General features: G+C 67.7%; 15 protein-coding genes. 4 read left to right on the forward strand and 11 right to left on the reverse strand.

Going from position 1 to position 16755, the window contains the following annotated elements:
• Positions 1-3: 3 nt before the first annotated feature.
• Both C3B78_RS16645 and purD read right to left on the reverse strand, forming a co-directional pair.
• Entirely contained in the window at positions 4-942 is a 939-nt protein-coding gene (locus tag C3B78_RS16645; RefSeq protein WP_104999041.1) for a phosphoribosylaminoimidazolesuccinocarboxamide synthase, read from the reverse strand.
• A gap of 1 nt (position 943) precedes the next feature.
• Positions 944-2260 carry a phosphoribosylamine--glycine ligase gene (purD, locus tag C3B78_RS16650; RefSeq protein WP_104999042.1) on the reverse strand — a complete coding sequence of 439 codons (1317 nt, stop codon included), beginning with the start codon at positions 2258-2260 and terminating at the stop codon, positions 944-946.
• Positions 2261-2373: 113 nt separating this feature from the next.
• Between purD and C3B78_RS16655 the strand changes: the two genes are divergently transcribed.
• Genes C3B78_RS16655 through C3B78_RS16665 form a run of 3 tightly spaced genes read left to right on the forward strand, consistent with a single transcriptional unit; the run spans position 2374 to position 5450 of the window.
• Positions 2374-3951, forward strand: coding sequence for a molybdopterin-dependent oxidoreductase (locus C3B78_RS16655; protein ID WP_104999043.1), 1578 nt, complete (start codon positions 2374-2376; stop codon positions 3949-3951).
• A gap of 46 nt (positions 3952-3997) precedes the next feature.
• The gene (locus tag C3B78_RS16660; RefSeq protein ID WP_104999044.1) at positions 3998-5014 is read left to right on the forward strand and encodes an asparaginase; all 1017 of its coding nucleotides are present in this window, start codon (positions 3998-4000) and stop codon (positions 5012-5014) included.
• Positions 5015-5072: 58 nt separating this feature from the next.
• Complete coding sequence (locus C3B78_RS16665; protein ID WP_104999854.1) at positions 5073-5450, forward strand: sterol carrier family protein; 378 nt, start codon at positions 5073-5075, stop codon at positions 5448-5450.
• Between the two features lie 6 nt (positions 5451-5456).
• Here the strand turns inward: C3B78_RS16665 and C3B78_RS16670 are convergent, their stop codons facing one another.
• On the reverse strand, positions 5457-6218 hold the full coding sequence (locus C3B78_RS16670; protein ID WP_104999855.1) for an SDR family oxidoreductase: 762 nt from the start codon (positions 6216-6218) through the stop codon (positions 5457-5459).
• A gap of 227 nt (positions 6219-6445) precedes the next feature.
• Between C3B78_RS16670 and nboR the strand changes: the two genes are divergently transcribed.
• Positions 6446-7072 carry a nicotine blue oxidoreductase gene (gene nboR, locus C3B78_RS16675; protein ID WP_104999045.1) on the forward strand — a complete coding sequence of 209 codons (627 nt, stop codon included), beginning with the start codon at positions 6446-6448 and terminating at the stop codon, positions 7070-7072.
• 39 nt (positions 7073-7111) lie between these two features.
• Here the strand turns inward: nboR and C3B78_RS16680 are convergent, their stop codons facing one another.
• From C3B78_RS16680 to C3B78_RS16715, 8 genes are all read right to left on the reverse strand, one after another.
• Entirely contained in the window at positions 7112-7558 is a 447-nt protein-coding gene (locus tag C3B78_RS16680) for a hypothetical protein (protein WP_104999856.1), read from the reverse strand.
• A complete protein-coding gene (locus C3B78_RS16685; protein WP_104999046.1) occupies positions 7545-8525 on the reverse strand; it encodes an aldo/keto reductase in 981 nt (326 codons plus the stop codon). The genes C3B78_RS16680 and C3B78_RS16685 overlap by 14 nt, the downstream gene beginning before the upstream one ends.
• Before the next feature lie 64 nt (positions 8526-8589).
• On the reverse strand, positions 8590-11421 hold the full coding sequence (locus tag C3B78_RS16690) for a molybdopterin-dependent oxidoreductase (protein ID WP_104999047.1): 2832 nt from the start codon (positions 11419-11421) through the stop codon (positions 8590-8592).
• A gap of 2 nt (positions 11422-11423) precedes the next feature.
• Positions 11424-12344: an FAD binding domain-containing protein gene (locus tag C3B78_RS16695; RefSeq protein WP_104999048.1), complete on the reverse strand. Its 921-nt coding sequence runs from the start codon at positions 12342-12344 to the stop codon at positions 11424-11426.
• Positions 12335-13567: an XdhC family protein gene (locus tag C3B78_RS16700; RefSeq protein ID WP_104999049.1), complete on the reverse strand. Its 1233-nt coding sequence runs from the start codon at positions 13565-13567 to the stop codon at positions 12335-12337. Before C3B78_RS16700 ends, C3B78_RS16695 begins: the two co-directional genes overlap by 10 nt.
• 162 nt (positions 13568-13729) lie before the next feature.
• Positions 13730-15250 (reverse strand): NCS2 family permease, encoded by a 1521-nt coding sequence (locus tag C3B78_RS16705; protein ID WP_104999050.1) that lies wholly within the window; start codon positions 15248-15250, stop codon positions 13730-13732.
• Between the two features lie 15 nt (positions 15251-15265).
• Complete coding sequence (locus C3B78_RS16710) at positions 15266-15760, reverse strand: nucleoside deaminase (RefSeq protein WP_104999051.1); 495 nt, start codon at positions 15758-15760, stop codon at positions 15266-15268.
• Between the two features lie 496 nt (positions 15761-16256).
• Positions 16257-16442, reverse strand: coding sequence for a hypothetical protein (locus C3B78_RS16715; protein ID WP_104999052.1), 186 nt, complete (start codon positions 16440-16442; stop codon positions 16257-16259).
• Between the last annotated feature and the right edge of the window lie 313 nt (positions 16443-16755).

Genomic DNA, 16755 nt, shown 5'->3' on the forward strand with positions numbered 1-16755 from the left:
CCGTCAGGCGAAGGTTTTCCCCGTAAGTTTCTCGTAGGCCTCGACGTAGCGGCTGCGGGTGCGGTCGATGACCTCGGCCGGCAGGGCCGGCGGAGGAACGTCCGAGGACCTGTCCCAGCCCGATTCGTCCGATGTGAGCCAATCCCGGACGTACTGCTTGTCATAGGAAGGCTGTGCACGGCCCGGCTGGTATGTTGCGGCGTCCCAGAACCGTGAGGAATCCGGCGTGAGGACCTCATCGCCAAGCGTGATCGAGCCCGAAACGGCGTCGTAGCCAAACTCCACCTTGGTGTCCGCCAGGATGATGCCGCGTTCCCGCGCGATCCTTTCGGCCGTGGTGTAGATCTTCAAGGTGAGCTCGCTCAGGCGTCCTGCGATGTCGTCGCCCACCATGGCCGCCACGGCGTCGTAGGTGATGTTCTCGTCATGCTCCCCTACCGCCGCCTTGGCCGAGGGCGTGAAAATGGCGTGGTCCAAGCGCGAACCGTCCACCAGTCCCTCCGGGAGCGGAATGCTGCACACGGTCCCCGAGGCCTTGTATTCCTGCAGGCCGGAGCCTGTGAGGTAGCCGCGGGCGATGCATTCCACCGGGAACATGTCCAGCTTCTTGCAGATCATGGCCCGGCCCTCCACCGCGGCGGGGACGCCGTCCTCCACCGTGGATCCCAGCACGTGGTGTTCCACGCCCAACTGGTCAAACCACCACAGGCTCAACTGGGTGAGGATGCGCCCCTTGTCCGGAATCGCGCTGGACAGGACATGGTCAAAGGCGCTGATCCTGTCGCTGGCTACCACCAGCACACAGTCCTGGCCGACGCGCCGCAGGATGGACTCGTCCGCCGGCTCGTACAGGTCCCTGACTTTCCCCGAGTAGACATGGGTCCATCCGGGCAGGTCAGGGGCCGTGGTGCTGAAACCGCGCGATGCTGGAACGTTGCTCATGCTAGGCCTTCGTCTTGGTCCCGTGGAGGGATGCACTGGCATTGAAGGGGACCTTCACTTCCCCGCGGGCAGCTTTGCCGCCGATGTCCGTGCGGAACTGCGCGCCCTCGAGCTGAATCAGTTCCACGCCGTCGTACGCTCTTTCACGCGCCTCCACCAGGTCGCTGCCCAGCGCGACGACGGCGAGCACGCGTCCACCGGCGGACACCACCTTACCGTCCTCGTCGAAGGAGGTGCCGGCGTGGATGACGTGCACGCCCTCCAGTTCCTCCGCCTTCTTGAGCCCGCGGATGCGGTCTCCGGTGCGCGGAGTGTCCGGGTAGTTTTCGGACGCGACGACGACGGCGACGGCAGTCTCCTTCGCCCACCGCAGCTCTTCCGCCTTGTCCAGTTCGCCCTTGGCAGCTGCCAGCAGCAGGGCACCAAGGGGCGTCTTGAGCCGGGCGAGGACGGCCTGGGTTTCCGGGTCGCCGAAACGGACGTTGAATTCGATGACGCGGGTGCCCCGCGAGGTGAGTGCCAGGCCAACGAACAGTACGCCGACAAACGGGGTGCCACGGCTTGCCATTTCGTTGACGGTGGGCTGGGCGACGCGGTCCAGGACTTCCTGGACCAGGCCTTCCGGCGCCCATTCCAGCGGAGTGTAGGCGCCCATGCCGCCGGTGTTGGGGCCTTCGTCGTTGTCGAAGATCCGCTTGAAATCCTGTGCCGGGGAAAGTGCCACGGTGTTGTGTCCGTCGCAAAGGACGAAGAGGGAGACCTCGGGCCCGTCCAGGAACTCCTCGATGACAACCGAGCCGCCGGCGTCGAAGCAGGACTGCGCGTGGGCCAGGGCTTCCTCGCGGTCCTTGGTGACAACCACGCCCTTGCCTGCGGCCAGGCCGTCGTCCTTCACCACATAGGGGGCGCCGAAGGTGTCCAGGGCCGAGGCGGCTTCCTCGGCGTTGGCGGCCACCATGGCCATGGCCGTGGGCACTCCGGCTTCGGCCATGATTTCCTTGGCGAAAGCCTTGGAGGCCTCGAGCTGCGCCGCCGCCTTGCTGGGGCCGAACACGGGGATCCCGGCCTCGCGGACAGCGTCGGACACACCTGCTGCGAGCGGCGCCTCCGGACCCACCACCACCAGGTCCACAGTGAGCCTGGTGGCCAGGGCGGCCACGGCGTCGGGATCGTTGGCGTTGATGTTGTGGGTTGGGACCAGCTTGCTGATGCCGGCGTTGCCGGGAGCTGAGTGGACCTCGGACACGTTGGGGTCGGCGAGCAGGGAGCGGACAATGGCGTGTTCGCGGCCTCCGGGGCCGATGACGAGTACCTTCACAGTCTCCAAGGGTACTTTGTGCACCCTGCCCGTTCCTAAGCTGTGTCGGCGGTTCAATCCTGTACCCCGGCAGCCGCGACAATCCGTAGCCCCCGCCGCTCCGAATACCCATCATGAAGAAGCTGAGGAACTCGCCCAAGGGACCCATTGCCATGGCCGCGCTGGCAGGCGCGGTGGCAGCCGCCGTCGTCCTTGCCGTGGCCGAACTGCTCGGGGCGTTCTTCACCGCGCGCGCCACACCGCTGATCGCCCTGGGATCGACCTTCATCGACTTCACGCCGTCCTGGCTGAAGGACTTCGCCATCGCCACTTTCGGCACCAATGACAAAGCTGCGCTCTTCGCGGGCATGGGAGTGACCATTGCCGTGCTGGCATGCGTCCTGGGCGTGGTGGCCTACCGGCGCTGGGCATTGGGCGTGTTGGGGGTCCTGGCCATGGGGGCGGTCATCGTCGCGAGCGTGGTGACCCGGGCAGGCGTCGGGCCGGCAGATGCCCTCCCCTCGGTAGCGGGCACCCTTGCCGGCCTGGCATCCCTGCGGCTGCTGATGAACCGCCTGCCGCGGCAGGCTGCGTGGCCGGAAGCCCCCGCTAAGGCTGCCGCTGACGCTGCCGAACGCCCTGGGACAAGCCGCCGGCGCTTCTTCGCTGCAGCGGGGATCACCGCGGCCGCTGCAGGTTTGGCGGCCACCGGAGGCAGGCTGCTGGGTGCGGCCCGCAGCAACATCCTCCAGGCACGGGACGCCCTGAAGCTGCCCGCCCCGGCCAAGGCTGCGCCGGCCGTTCCCGCCGGCGTCCAGTCACCGGTGCCGGGAGTTGCGCCGTGGCTGACGCCCAACGGCGAGTTCTACCGCATTGACACCGCCCTCAGCGTTCCGGAAATCGACGTGGACAGCTGGGAGCTCCGGGTCCACGGCATGGTGGAGGAGGAGGTCCGCCTCACCTTCCAGGACCTGCTCGACGCCGACCTGATCGAGTCCCACGTCACCCTCACCTGCGTGTCCAATCCCGTGGGCGGAAACCTGGCCGGTAACGCCAAATGGCTGGGCCTGCCGCTGCGGGAGGTCTTGAAGCGGGCAAAGCCCAAGGACGGCGCGGACATGGTGCTGTCCACGTCCGTCGACGGCTTCAGCGCCTCCACGCCTCTGGCGGTGCTGCAGGACGACCGGGACGCGATGCTGGCCATCGGCATGAACGGCGAGCCCCTGCCGCTGGAGCACGGCTATCCCGTGCGGATGGTGGTTCCGGGCCTGTACGGCTTTGTCTCCGCCACCAAGTGGGTGGTGGACCTCGAAGTGACCAGGTTCGCGGACAGCAAGGCCTACTGGACCGAGCGCGGCTGGTCCGAACGAGGCCCCATCAAGACGATGGCCCGCGTGGACGTCCCCAAGTCCTTCGCCAAGGTTCCCGCCGGAAAAGTGGCCATCGGCGGCACCGCCTGGGCCCAGACGCGCGGCATCACCAAAGTGGAAATCCAGGTGGACGACGGCGACTGGGCGGCGGCGGATCTTTCCGCGGAGGCATCCGTGGTTACGTGGCGCCAGTGGTCCTACCAGTGGGACGCGGCCCCCGGCCAGCACTACATCAAAGTCCGTGCCACCGACGGGTCCGGCGAAGTGCAGACGGACCGGCGCGCGGACCCCGTTCCCGACGGCGCGTCCGGCTGGCAGTCCGTGATGGTCACGGTCGAGTAGGGCGGCCTTCCGCCGCATTCCATCAGGCGGCCCCTAGACTGGCACCATGCCGCACAACCCGCATGCCACCTTTACCGTGGACTCCGCAGTGGAACTGGCCGTGATCGAACGGAGCGGTTTTGTGGAGTCGCGGCACATCGGTTCTGCCGTGCTCCTGGCCGCGGACGGGTCCGTGGTTACTGAGCTGGGCGACATCAACACCCCGATTCTTGCCAGGTCCACGCTGAAGCCGTTCCAGGCCCTGGCAGCCATGCAGTCCGGCGTTCCGTTGCGGGGCGCGCAGGTGGCGGTGGCCTGTGGCAGCCACACCGGGTCCTTAGACCATATGGATGTAGTGGAAGGAATGCTCAAGGCAGCCGGGGTGCGCGAGGACCAGCTCCAGTGCCCGGAGGCCTGGCCCCAGGACGAGACGGCCCGCAACTGGCTGGTGCGGTCAGAGCGGGGAAAGTCCCGGCTTGCGTGCAACTGTTCCGGCAAGCACGCGGCATTCCTCTGGGCATGCACCGAAAACGGCTGGGATACCCACAGCTACCTGGAACCCAACCACCCGCTGCAGCAGCGGGTCCGCACCGTCATCGAGGAATACACGGGCGAGAAGATCGCCCACCTGGGCATCGATGGCTGCGGCGCTCCGGTGGCGGCAATTTCCCTCATGGGGCTGGCCAGGGGTTACTCGCTGCTGGCAAAAGCCCCGGGCGACCAGAGCTTCAGCGCCCGTGCCGCCACCATTGCAACGTCCATGCTGGACTACCCTTGGGCGGTCCAGGGCCGGGGCGAGGCCAACACACTGGTTATGGACGAGCTGGAGATCATCGCGAAGATCGGGGCGGAAGGCGTCCTGGCCATGGCCACGCCGCAGGGTGTTTCCGTAGCCGTGAAGATCCTGGACGGGAACGTCCGGGCCACCTCGCTGGTGGCATTGACCCTCCTGGCCGCGGCCGGCGCGGTTGAGATCCCCGGGGTTGCCAGCGTTTTGGAAAAGGTGGTTGCCCCTGTGCTGGGCGGCGGAAGACCTGTTGGAAAAATTCGGCTGGGTCCCGCAGTGTCGGCGCTGCTGGACTAGGCTCTTGCCGCGCGAAGTTCTCTTTGTCGCCAACCCCAACGTGAAGGAAGCCGGATCCATGGCTGGTGCCCGCCGTCGTATCGACCCCACGGAGGGCGCCGCCGCCCTCGCAGCCTGGCAGGAAGCCGCCGCCCCGCCGTCGGACCTTCCCGTTCCAAGGCCCGTCCTCGCTACTGCCGTACGGTACAGCCTGGAGGAGCTCACCGCCCGGGCACCGGGCAATTCCGTGGAGGTGCGGGTGCCGCCGTTCGGCGTCACCCAGTGTGTGGAAGGTCCGCGGCATACGCGCGGCACGCCGCCCAACGTCATAGAGTGCGACGCCGCCACCTGGCTTGCGTTGGTTACGGGCCAGTTGGGCTGGGCGGACGCGGTGGCCGCGCACAGGGTTGCTGCCTCGGGCCTCCGGGCTGACCTCTCCGCACTGCTCCCGCTGTAGCCGGGCTCAGCCGCGGCCGATGAAGGGCATGCCGGCGGCGGTGACCACCACGGACCCCACACTGGCCGACGCCGGCATGTTGGCCATCATCAGGACAGCCCGGGCTGCGTCCGCCACGGGGAAGGTGGGCTCCACGCGGCGGCTGCCATCGGCCTGGAGCGCCCCGGCACCCACGCCGATGGTGTCCATGATCTCCGTGGCCGTGTTGCCGATGTCGATCTGCCCGCACGTGATCCCGAAGCCCCGCCCGTCCAGCTCGATGCTTTTGGTGAGGCCGGTCAGGGCGTGCTTGGTGACGGCGTAGGCCACCGTCCGGGGCCGTGGCGAGTGCGCCGAAATGGAGCCGTTGTTGATGATCCGCCCACCTTGCGGGTCCTGCGCCTTCATGGCCCGGACCGCGGCGGCGGCGCACAGCATGGATCCCGTCAGGTTGACCGCGAGGGTAGCGTTCCAGTCCTCCAGCGAAATCTCGTCCACGCTGGCTGCCGGCCCGAACACTCCGGCGTTGTTGAACAGCAGGTCCACCCGGCCCCACCGCCGGCGGACCGCTTCAAAGAGCCTTTCGACGTCGTCGGGCCGGGTGACGTCGCACGGCACCACCAGCGCTTCGGGGTGATCGTCCGCCGCCTCCTTCAACTGCGCTTCCCGGCGGCCCGCCAGCGCTACCCGGTATCCGGCGGCCAGCATCTGCCGGGCCACCTCCCGCCCGATGCCGGAACCTGCTCCGGTAACGACGGCAACCCGCGCGGCGGAAGGGGTATTGTTCACGCTGTTCTCCTTGGGATGTGGTGCTAAAAGGGCGGCCGGCACGCCAGTGCTGTTCAGCGGCCAGCCTATGACGGTCTTGGGCCGCGGCGCAGCGTAGGTCCGCACCTTGGAAGTGGGCAGCCCCATACTCATCCAGGCCAGGCGGATGAACCTGACGGCTTTGTCCGGTCAGGAGCCTTCGACGCCGGCGCCGGACGGGGTTCCCGCCGGGAGGATAAAGTGCAGCTATGGGGTTCCCGGATAAGGTCAGGGCCACCGGCGTCGTTCTGGCCGCCGGCGCAGGCACCCGGCTGGGCCTGGGGCCGAAGGCGCTCCTGCCCTACCGTGGACGGCCGCTCGTGGAAGCCATCGCCGGAACGCTGTTCGATGGCGGTTGCCGGGAAGTGGTGGTGGTCCTGGGGGCAGGCGCGGCCAAGGTTGAAGCCGCTGCCCGCCTAGGGCGCTGCAGGGTTGTGGTCAATACCGGCTGGGAGTCCGGGATGGGTGGTTCGTTCCTGCTCGGGGCCCAGGCTGCGGATCCCCGGGACCACGTTCTGATCGCTTTGGTGGACCAGCCGGGCCTGGCCCGGGAAAGCGTGGAACGGCTCCTGGCCCGCCACCGCCCCGGACGCATCACCGCCGCCGCGTACCGCAGCCGTGACAGCAGCGACGCCGGCGACGCCGCACTCCGCCGCGGCCACCCCCTGCTTATCGACGCCTCCCTGCGGGAGGCGGTGTGCGCAACGGTGACGGGCGACGCCGGGGCACGCGGCTTCCTGCGGGCGCATCCGGAGCTTGTTGATGAGGTGGACTGCAGTGACCTGTCCACCGGTGAGGACGTGGACACCCCGGACCAGTTGGGGCTTCTCCGCTAGCAGCCGAGGGTGGAATTTGTGTGCGGGAAAGAGTCCTGCTCAAGCCTGCATGCCGGCCGCGAGCAATTGTTCCAGTCCCCGTTTGAATCCGGACCGGCCGCCGTGGGCGGGATGCCGGATCTTCGGGACGGCCAGGCCGCTGCGATGCAGGCTGTGGTGGGCCACATTGCCCACCGCCACGATGGAACTGATCCCGAACAAACCGGCAAGTTCCTGCCGGAAAGGGGTTCCGAGTTCCGTCTCGGAGGGCACGGGCGTGCGGTTGGTGAAGGGCACCCCGGTGATACGCATGCCCCTGAAACCCGGGGCCTCCCCGACCAGTAGTACCTTGGGCCGGCGGTCCAGCATCTCCTGCAGGTAGATCTCCAGGTTGTGCCTGCGCAGCGCATTCTCCGGCACAGCACGGTTGAAGAAATTGGTGGCGGCAGGCCCGGTCTCCACGGCGGCCAGCCGCTCCACGAAATCGTGAACGCTACCAGCGCGGATGGATGCCTTCGCGGAAGTAGTGGTCGTAAATCCAGCGCACACCGGCGTCGAACTCTTCGCTGACGCGCACGGAAGCCGCGGCAGCGTTCGCCGCTGCCTGATCCACGTTCCGCGCCCCGGGGATCACCGTAGTGACGCCATCCTGCGCGGCAATCCAGGCGATGGCAGCCTGGGCCGTAGTGGCCCCAGCAGGCACAAGCTGCTCGAACTCGGCCACGGCCTTCAGCCCCAGCTCATAGTCCACGCCGGAGAAGGTCTCGCCGACGTCAAAGGAGTCACCGCTGCGGTTGTAGTTCCTGTGATCATTCTCCGCGAAGATTGTTTCCTTGGTGTATTTGCCCGAGAGCAGCCCCGACGCCAGCGGCACCCGGGCGATGATCCCGACGTTGGCGGCTTTCGCTGCGGGCAGGACTTCGTCCAGGGGCTTGAGCCGGAAGGCGTTCAGGATGATCTGGACGGAGGCGGTTCCCTCATGGCGGATTGCCTCCAGGGCTTCGTCGGTGCGCTCCACGCTGACGCCGTAACTGCGGATGGCGCCCTCGGAGACCAGGGTATCCAATGCATCGTACACCTCGCCGTTGCTGTAGACAGGGGTTGGCGGGCAGTGCAGCTGAACCAGGTCCAGGGTATCCGTCCCCAGGTTCTTCCGGGATCGGTCCACCCATTGGCGGAAGTTGGCCAGGGTGTAGTTCTCCGGCCGTTGCTCCACGCGGCGGCCCATCTTGGTGGCCACCGTGATATCCAGTCCGGGATTGTCAGCCAGGAACTTTCCGATGGCCTGCTCGCTTTTGCCGTCACCGTAGACGTCGGCGGTGTCGAAGAAGTTCACCCCTGCTTCCGCGGAGGCTGCCAGGACGGCCTGCGCCTGTGCCGGGTCAACGTTGCCCCAGTCCGCGCCAAGCTGCCAGGTTCCCAGCCCGACGATGGAGACGTTCCGTCCGGTCTTGCCTAAAATCCGCTGTTCCATCCCTCGACTATAGGCCGAGGCTGCGCAGCCATCGGAATCCTACGGCACCCGCCACGCCGGTTCCTCAGATGGCCGAGCGCTGCAGGTTGGGCACCAGTCCCGCTTCCTTCAGGCCCAGGTAGATCTTGTCGCGCGCAATGGGCAGCGAGGTAAAGCGCACCCCGGTGGCGTTGCGGATGGCGTTGGCCAGCGCCGGTGCAACCGGGTTGAACGGGCTTTCGCTCATGGATTTTGCCCCGAGCGGCCCCAGTTTGTCGTTCGTGTCGGCAAAGTACACCTCACTGCGGGGGACGTCGGCAAAGGTGGGGATGTGGTACTGCCGCAGGATGTCCGTGGTGACCCGGCCGGCGTCGTCAACCACCACCTCCTCATACAGCGCGGCGCCCAAGGCCTGGGCAATCCCGCCTTCGATCTGGCCGCGGCACTGGCGCGGATTAACCACCACGCCGGCATCCGCTGCCTGCACGCTCTGCAGGATTTTCAGCTCTCCCGTGCCGCGGTTCACCGCAACCCGGAAGCCGTGCACGTTGAAGGCGACGGACCGCGGCGTCCCGCCCCACCGCCCCTCCGCGGCGAGTTCGACGCCGGCAGCCGCAGCCGCCTGTGCCAGTTCAGCCAGCGGGACGGGTGTTCCGTCAATGACCACCGAACCGCCGTCAAGGACGCAGGCCGAGGCCTGGGTCTGGCGGATGCCGGCTGCGAAGGCGCGGATCCGGACGGCGAGTTCCTCCGCGGCGGCGAGCGTTGCCTTGCCGGCCACCACGGTTCCTGCCGAGCCGAAGGCGCCGGTATCGTGCTCAACGAGGTCGGTATCGGACTGCCGCACCACCACCCTGGCTGCCTCCGTGGACAGCGCCGTGGCGGCCAGCTGGGCGTGGACGGTGGTGGTGCCGTTACCGAACTCGGCGGTTCCGACGTCGGCCTGGTACGTTCCGTCCGGCAGGAGCCGGAGCCGGGAGTGGGCGAAGTGTCCGCGCGGAGGCACGGTGTCGATCATGGAGAGCGCCGTGCCCTCTCCGGTCAGCCAGTCCGGGCCCAGTTCGTCCAGGCCGGCAGCGCTGTAGCGTTCCCGGCCCCGGGCCAGGGCGTCACGGACCAGGCTCAGGCACTGGTCCAGGCCGTAGCTGCCGTAATGGACGTCCTCCTCGGGCTCCGGCTGCGTGGACAGCATCCGGTCACCTTCGCGCACCATGTTCCGGCGGCGGAACTCGAACGGGTCCATGCCGATGCCGGCTGCGAGCTCATCCATGGCCGACTCGATGGCGAAGATCATCTGGCTCAGCCCGTAGCCGCGGAACGCCCCGGCCGGGACCGTGTTGGTGTACATCGCATGGGCGTCCACTTTTTTGTTGGCGCAGTTGTAGACGCTCAGGGATTCGCCGCAGCCGTGGAACATCACGCCGGGCCCGTGGTTGCCGTAGGCGCCGGTGTTGGTCAGGACGTCCAGCTCCAGGGCGGTGAGCCGGCCGTCATTGCTGGTGCCGGACTTGAGCTTGATGGTGAACGGATGACGCGTGGTGGTGGCGGTGAACTGCTCGGTCCTGGTCAGTTCCAGCTGGACCGGCCTGCCCAGTTTCAGGGCTGCGAGGGCCACGATGTCCTCGGTGAGGACTTCCTGTTTTCCGCCGAACCCGCCGCCTACGCGGCCAGCAACCACGTGCACCTGCTCCTCCGGGAGCCCGAAGACCCGGCACAGCGTCCGCCGGACCAGGAACGGGACCTGGCTGGACGTGCGGACCTGCAACCTCCCGTCGCCGTCCACTGACGCGATGGCCGCATGCGTTTCCAGGGCCACGTGCTGGACGCGCTGGGTGCGGTAGGTCTGTTCATGGATGAAATCCGCGGCTGCGAAGCCCTCGGCCACGCTCCCCAGTTCGGAGTGCAGCTCGGCCACCACATTGCGGTCAGGCCGGGAAATGCGCGCCGCAGTTCCATCCTTGTCCCCGTGCACCAGTGGAGCACCCGGCTGCAGTGCATCCCGGGGTGAGAAGACTGCAGGGAGTTCCTGGTACTCCACCTCCAGTGCGCGGACCCCGGCCTCTGCGGCGGCCACCGTTTCGGCTACCACCGCGGCAACCCGCTGGCCCCGGAAGCGCAGCACGTCATCCAGCACGCGGGTATCGTCCGGGTCATCGGTGAACAGTTCGTGCTGGGCAGTGGAGAACAGCTGTTCCGGCGCGTCCCGGTGGGTGAAGACGGCCACCACGCCCGGTACCTTCAACGCCGGTTCAGGGTTGATGGAGCGCACCCGGGCATGCGCATGCGGCGAGCGCAGGAGCTTGAGGTGGAGCAGTCCCTGCAACTGGTCCGCGGGAACGTCCAGCGTGTAGCGGGCGGTGCCGGTCACCACGGCCCGGCTGGCGGGTGCCGGGACGTCGTCACCCAGCTGTCCCGGCTCGGGCTCGGGCTGCCCCTCCCCCGCAATTCCGGAGCCCTGTCCCTTGGGATCGGGGTGGCCGGCGTGTCCGCAGACGGCGTCGGAAATTGCCCGGTACCCGGTGCAGCGGCAGAGGTTGCCCTTGAGGTTCCGTGGCAGGTTCTCCTTTTGTTCGTCGTCGAACGCGGCGGCCGTCATCACCATGCCGGCCGTGCAGAACCCGCACTGGAAACCCTGGCGCTCCATGAACTGCTGCTGGACGGGGTGGAGGCCTGCACCGTCACCGGCGGTGGACGCCAGTCCCTCGATGGTGGTGACGGCGTGGCCCTCGGCCCTCACGGCCGGGTAGATGCAGCTGTGCACCGGGGTGCCGTCCACGTGCACGGTGCAGGCACCGCAGTCTCCGCCGTCGCAGCCCTTCTTCACACCGAGGCTGCCCTGCTCCCGCAGGAAGGTGCGCAGGCATTGCCCGGGACGCGGTGCCGTCCCGGCCGGCGTTCCGTTGATCTCGATGGCCATGCTCAGGCCCCTTCCTGCTGTGCGTGGAATCCACGGCCGGAGGCTGGCCAGAAGTCACCGGAGACGCGGAGCCCGGGTGTCCCGTCCGGAGCGGCGAGTTCGGCGCGGATCTCCTCGGCCAGGCGGTAGGTCATGTCCCGGCGCCAGGCCGGCAGCCCGTGGATGTCATCGTGGTAAAGGTCGGCGGGGATCGCCTCGTCGAGTGCCCCCGCCAGGGCGTCCGTCTCCGGCAGGGAGTCGAAACGGAGCTGGACGGGCCGTTTGGTGGCGGCGGTGACGGTGAGGACAAAGGAGGCGCCGCCGTCGAGCCTCCCGATCAGCAGCACCCCCGACCTGCCGAGGTTGCTCAGGGAGAGCCGGCGGAACGCCACCCGGGCGGCAAGGGCCGACGCCGGAAGGTGGACGCTGCGCAGGAGCTCGCCGGGTGCCAGGCAGTTCCTTGCGTCGCCCGTGACGAATTCGGCCACCGGAACGGTGCGGCTGGTGCCGCCGGGGCCGAGGATGGTGGCCGTTCCGTCCAGTCCGGCGCAGAGCGAGATCATGGGGCCGGCGGGCAGGGACGTGCAGAGGTTGCCGCCCACGGTGGACATGTTCCACACCTTGAAGGAGGCCACGAAGGAATCGCAGCAGGGGCGGACCAGGTCCAGGGCGGGCCAGGTCCGGCCGATCGCTGCGGGTGCGGCCGGAAGGTCATACAGTTCAGCGATGGTGCAGGTGGCGGCGAGCTCGATGCCTCCGTCAGTGACGGTCACCGGCGCCCAGCCGGAGCTTCCCAGGTCCAGGAGGCGCGTCAGCGGCCGGGGGCCGAACGCCAGGCTGCCGTAGGAGAACAGCACGGTGCCGCCGGCCAGCCACGCGTCGCCGTCGCGCCATTCTGCGGGGTCGGTGGTGGGGACCACCGCCTCGATGGTGTTCATGTCCATGCGATCTCCTGCTGCAAAAGGTTTGTCGGGGCCGGCGCCTTGGCTGGTGCAGGTGTTGACGGCTCGGCGGTCTGGTGGATGGGGCCGGAGGTCTCCCTCAACGGCAGATGTGATGCCGCCGGGTTGCGGGCGGCGATGATTTCGGCGAGGACGGAGACCGCCACTTCTGCGGGGGTCACTGCTCCGATGTCCAGGCCGAGCGGTGAGTGGAGTTGGGCGATCCGCTCCGGGCGCACTCCCCGGTCCAGGAGGGAATGGACCCGTTGGGCGTGGCTGCGCCGGGACCCGAGAGCGCCAATGAAGGCCACCTTGAGGCCCAGTGCGGTTTCGAGCAGCGGGATATCGAACTTGGGATCGTGGGTGAGGACGCAGATCACGGTCCGGGAATCCACGCGGCCCGCGGCGGCCTCTGCTGCGAGGTACTGGTGCGGCCACGCTGTGACCACCTCATCCGCCGCGCTGAACCTTGCCTGGGAGGCAAAAGCCGGGCGGGCGTCCACCAGGGTCATGCGGCAGCCCAGGGGTTTGGCGGCGGGCAGTAATGCAGCGCTGAAGTCATTGGCGCCAAACACCAGCAGGCGTGGCGGCGCAAGCCTGGACTCCACGAGCACGGCGGCTCCCCCCGCGCACAGGCCTGCCCCGGCCAGGTCCAGCACGCCGGTGGCGCCGCTGCGCAGGAAGGATCCAAGCAGGGCGGCCGGCGCCCGGCCTGTGCCTTGGCTGCCCTCGAGCAGCGCGGCCAGGCCCGGATGTCCGGCCACGCCGGGGGAACCTGGATCAGGAAGAACGACGGCGCTGCTGCCGCCGCCAGCGCGGCCGTCCAGCCTGCGGACCAGTGCCACCGGCTCATCCGGTCCGTAGGCAGCCAACTGCCGCACCGCCTCGCCCAGGGGACACGTGCGGTCCAGGTTAGCCGGCTCGATGTGCACGTCCAGCTCTCCGCCACAGGTGAGCCCGGCGGCGAAGGCGTCGGCGGCGCTGAAGCCGAAGGTCTCAAGCCGGGCGACGCCGTCGTCCAGGACGTCCAGCGCCGCCGCCACCACGGCACCCTCTACGCAGCCTCCGGAGAGGCTGCCCAGGATTGCACCGTCCGCGGACACCAGCATGGAAGTGCCCACGGGCCGGGGGACGGAACCGCTGGCGCGCACGATGGTGGCCACTGCGAAGGGCTGTCCGGCCAGGGCCGGCGCCCAGGTTCCCAGTGACGGGATCAGGTCAAGCATGGCGGCACTCCTTCTTCCGCGCTGCGGTGGTGTCCATATTGTCGTTGCTGCGGGCTGGTTCGGAAAGCATGTGGTCCTGGAAGCGTGTGGGTCGGAAAATGCGCTGCCGTTCCGGACATCCGCTCCCCGGGTCGCGGGGGCGGATGCCCGGAACCGGTGCGCTCAGGCGCCGAGCAGCAGGTTGATGGGTCCGCGGGCGAAGTACACCAGGAATCCGGCGCTCACCACCCACATCAGCGGATGGACTTTCTTGGCTTTCCCGGACGCCGCGCCGATGATGGCCCAGCTGATGAAGCCCACGCCGATGCCATTGGCGATCGAGTAGCTCAGGGGCATGGTCACGATGGTGAGGAACGCGGGCAGCGCCACGCTGAACTTGCTGAACTTGATCTCGCGGATCTGCGCCATCATCATTGCGCCCACCACCACCAGGGCTGCCGCGGCCACTTCGAGCGGAACCACGCTGGTGAGCGGGGTCAGGAACATCGAGCCCAGGAACAGGACGCCGGTCACAACGGACGCCAGGCCCGTGCGGGCGCCCTCACCGATGCCGGCGGCGGAGTCGATGTACACCGTGTTGGACGAGCCCGAGGTTGCCCCGCCGGCCACGGCGCCGAAGCCTTCCACGATGAAGGCCGATTTCAGCCGCGGGAACGTGCCGTCCTTGTGGGCGACGCCGGCGCTTTTGGCGAGGCCGGTCATGGTGCCCATGGCGTCGAAGAAGTTGGTGAACACCAGGGTGAACACCAGCATGGTGGCGGCAAGCGCGCCGATCCGGCCGAAGGCGCCGAACAGGTCGAACTGGCCCACCAGGCCCAGGTCCGGTGCGGACACCAGCTGGCCGGAGAGCACGGGGGTGTTCAGGTGCCAGCCGCCGGGGTTGGCGGCGCTTGCCGGGCCGATCTTCATGGCCGCCTCGACGACGGCGGCCAGGAAAGTGGTGGCCACGATGCCGATCAGCAGCCCGCCCTGGACCTTGCGTGCCACCAGGATGCCCATGGCCAGCAGGCCGATGATGAACACCAAGGTGGGAACCGACGTGATGGAGCCGCCGTTGCCCAGCTGGACGGGGGGTCCGCCGGCCGACGCCTTGACAAAGCCGGAGTCCACGAAGCCGATGAAGGCGATGAACAGGCCGATGCCCACCGTGATGGCGGCTTTCAGTTCCTTGGGTACGGCCCGGAAGATGGCGGTGCGGGCACCGGTGATTCCGAACAGGACGATCAGGAAACCGTTGATCACCACCAGGCCCATGGCCTCGGCCCACGTGACTTCCTGGATCACCGAGACGGCCAGGAAGGAGTTGATGCCGAGCCCGGCTGCGAGTCCGAACGGCAGGTTGGCGACGAGTCCGAAGAGGATGGTCATGACGCCGGCTGTCAGTCCGGTGACGGCGCCCACCTGCGCGGCGGAGAGCCAGCCGCCGGCGACGTCGGTGGGCGCGTTGTCCGCGCTGAAGCCGCCCAGGATCAGGGGGTTGAGGATGACGATGTACGCCATGGTGAAGAAGGTGACCAGGCCTCCGCGGAACTCCCGCGCAAGCGTGGAGCCGCGCTGGGTGATCTGGAAGAACCGGTCGAGGAAAGAGTCCGGTACCGGCGGCCTGGGGCCGCGCGTTGCGGGCTGTGGGGTGCGGGGGCTTGGAGCCGAATGCTCCTCGTGGGAATTGTCCAGGATGGTCATGGTGAGCCGCCGGGCCTAGTAGTCGATCCTGGTTTCGAGTGCGTTCCAGGTGTTGAACGGTTCCAGCGGGGCCGGGGCCTCCGGATCGTCCAGCACCAGCTTCGAGACCGGCATCAGGGAGTTCCGGTCCTTGTTGTCGAAGTACTCGTAGAAAACGGCGTCGTCGAAGCCGACGGAGGCGGCGTCATGCCGGTCGGCGGCGAAGATGACCCGGTCCACCCGGGCCCAGAGCGCGGAGGCCAGGCACATGGGGCATGGCTCGCAGCTGGTGTAAAGGGCAGCGCCGGTCAGGTCGAAGGTGCCCAGTTCGCGGCAGGCCGTGCGGATCGCGGTGACCTCGGCGTGGGCGGTGGGATCGTTGTCCGCGGTGACGCGGTTGACGCCGTCGAACGTGCGGCCGTCCGCCGTGACGATCATGGCTCCGAAGGGGCCCCCGCTGTTCAGGACGTTGGCCGTAGCCAACCTGATGGATCTGGCCAGGAACTGTTCGGCCGTGACGGTAGTACTCATGATGCGACTTCCTTTTGCCGGGAAGCCTGATGCCGCTTGCAGGACCAGTAGAACCAGGTGCGACGGTTACCAGGCTTCAGCATGTGCTGTGAAGGTTAAGTTGCGCCTGGTAGATAGCTTCCCGGGAACCGGGTGCCCGCCTTTGGCAAGAACGAGATTAGCACCGGATTGTGGGCTGCGCCATAGTTTTCTGGAAATTTAATTTCGCCATGTGAAATCCATGTTTCGGGGCTTTCACGTTCTCCGGGTCACAATCTGCCGGCGTAGACGCACCGCCCGGCTGCCCATAGCCTGGCACTTTTCCGGCTGGACAGATCCCGGGCCTCGATGTTGCCCGCCGGCCGGTGAACGGGTAGCGCGGTTTGGACGCCCGAACTCACGCTCGACGCGGAAAAGGGCTGGCGACACCGGAGTTCCGGTGTCGCCAGCCCTTTTCCGCATCGCAAACGAACATGGCCGTCCCTGGCGGTGCTCATGCAGGTCCGGCCTGGGCCCGCTAAGCCCGCCGCCCGAACCCCGGGAGCGCATGGACCCAGCGCGAGATAGGCCCGGGGACGTGCTCGCGGTCAGCCGGCAGGTAGAAGTCCGGATCGGTGCCGCCGCCGAGGGGGAGGTAGAACTCCTGGGCCGAGGGTGCCGCCGAGGGTTCCGGTGAGGCCGGCGTGCTGTCCTGCTGGTACATCTGATCCTCCTTCGAGGGCTCGAGATAGTTTCATAAAATGGAAAATAACTTTTGCTATGTGGAATAGCTTAGGATGCCGTCGACAGCTTCGTCAATGGTCCGGAGGTAACCCGGTCACAAAATGAATTTTCGGCTTGTGATGTACACCACCGGCCCGGCGGAGGTACGCTGGGAGGCAACTCGTGGCGCACGTCACGTAACCTGGGAGCAGCAGGCAGGGTCGTAATGAGCTGGCATCAATGGATGCCGGCTCTTTTTTGTTGGGTCGGCTCCACCGGAAACGCGCTTGAAATGCGCGCTTAATTTCAGTGAC

Origin of the sequence: Arthrobacter sp. PGP41 (assembly GCF_002953935.1) — a bacterium.
Lineage (GTDB): Bacteria > Actinomycetota > Actinomycetes > Actinomycetales > Micrococcaceae > Arthrobacter.

What these genes read in the sequence shown, in the direction of transcription:
- C3B78_RS16665 (WP_104999854.1), top strand. Translation starts at nt 5,073, where the DNA reads ATGGCTGGTGCCCGCCGTCGTATCGACCCCACGGAGGGCGCCGCCGCC.
- C3B78_RS16645 (WP_104999041.1), bottom strand. Translation starts at nt 942, where the DNA reads ATGAGCAACGTTCCAGCATCGCGCGGTTTCAGCACCACGGCCCCTGAC.
- C3B78_RS16705 (WP_104999050.1), bottom strand. Translation starts at nt 15,250, where the DNA reads ATGACCATCCTGGACAATTCCCACGAGGAGCATTCGGCTCCAAGCCCC.
- C3B78_RS16695 (WP_104999048.1), bottom strand. Translation starts at nt 12,344, where the DNA reads ATGGACATGAACACCATCGAGGCGGTGGTCCCCACCACCGACCCCGCA.
- C3B78_RS16715 (WP_104999052.1), bottom strand. Translation starts at nt 16,442, where the DNA reads ATGTACCAGCAGGACAGCACGCCGGCCTCACCGGAACCCTCGGCGGCA.
- C3B78_RS16685 (WP_104999046.1), bottom strand. Translation starts at nt 8,525, where the DNA reads ATGGAACAGCGGATTTTAGGCAAGACCGGACGGAACGTCTCCATCGTC.
- nboR (WP_104999045.1), top strand. Translation starts at nt 6,446, where the DNA reads ATGGGGTTCCCGGATAAGGTCAGGGCCACCGGCGTCGTTCTGGCCGCC.
- C3B78_RS16700 (WP_104999049.1), bottom strand. Translation starts at nt 13,567, where the DNA reads ATGCTTGACCTGATCCCGTCACTGGGAACCTGGGCGCCGGCCCTGGCC.
- C3B78_RS16710 (WP_104999051.1), bottom strand. Translation starts at nt 15,760, where the DNA reads ATGAGTACTACCGTCACGGCCGAACAGTTCCTGGCCAGATCCATCAGG.
- C3B78_RS16690 (WP_104999047.1), bottom strand. Translation starts at nt 11,421, where the DNA reads ATGGCCATCGAGATCAACGGAACGCCGGCCGGGACGGCACCGCGTCCC.
- C3B78_RS16655 (WP_104999043.1), top strand. Translation starts at nt 2,374, where the DNA reads ATGAAGAAGCTGAGGAACTCGCCCAAGGGACCCATTGCCATGGCCGCG.
- C3B78_RS16660 (WP_104999044.1), top strand. Translation starts at nt 3,998, where the DNA reads ATGCCGCACAACCCGCATGCCACCTTTACCGTGGACTCCGCAGTGGAA.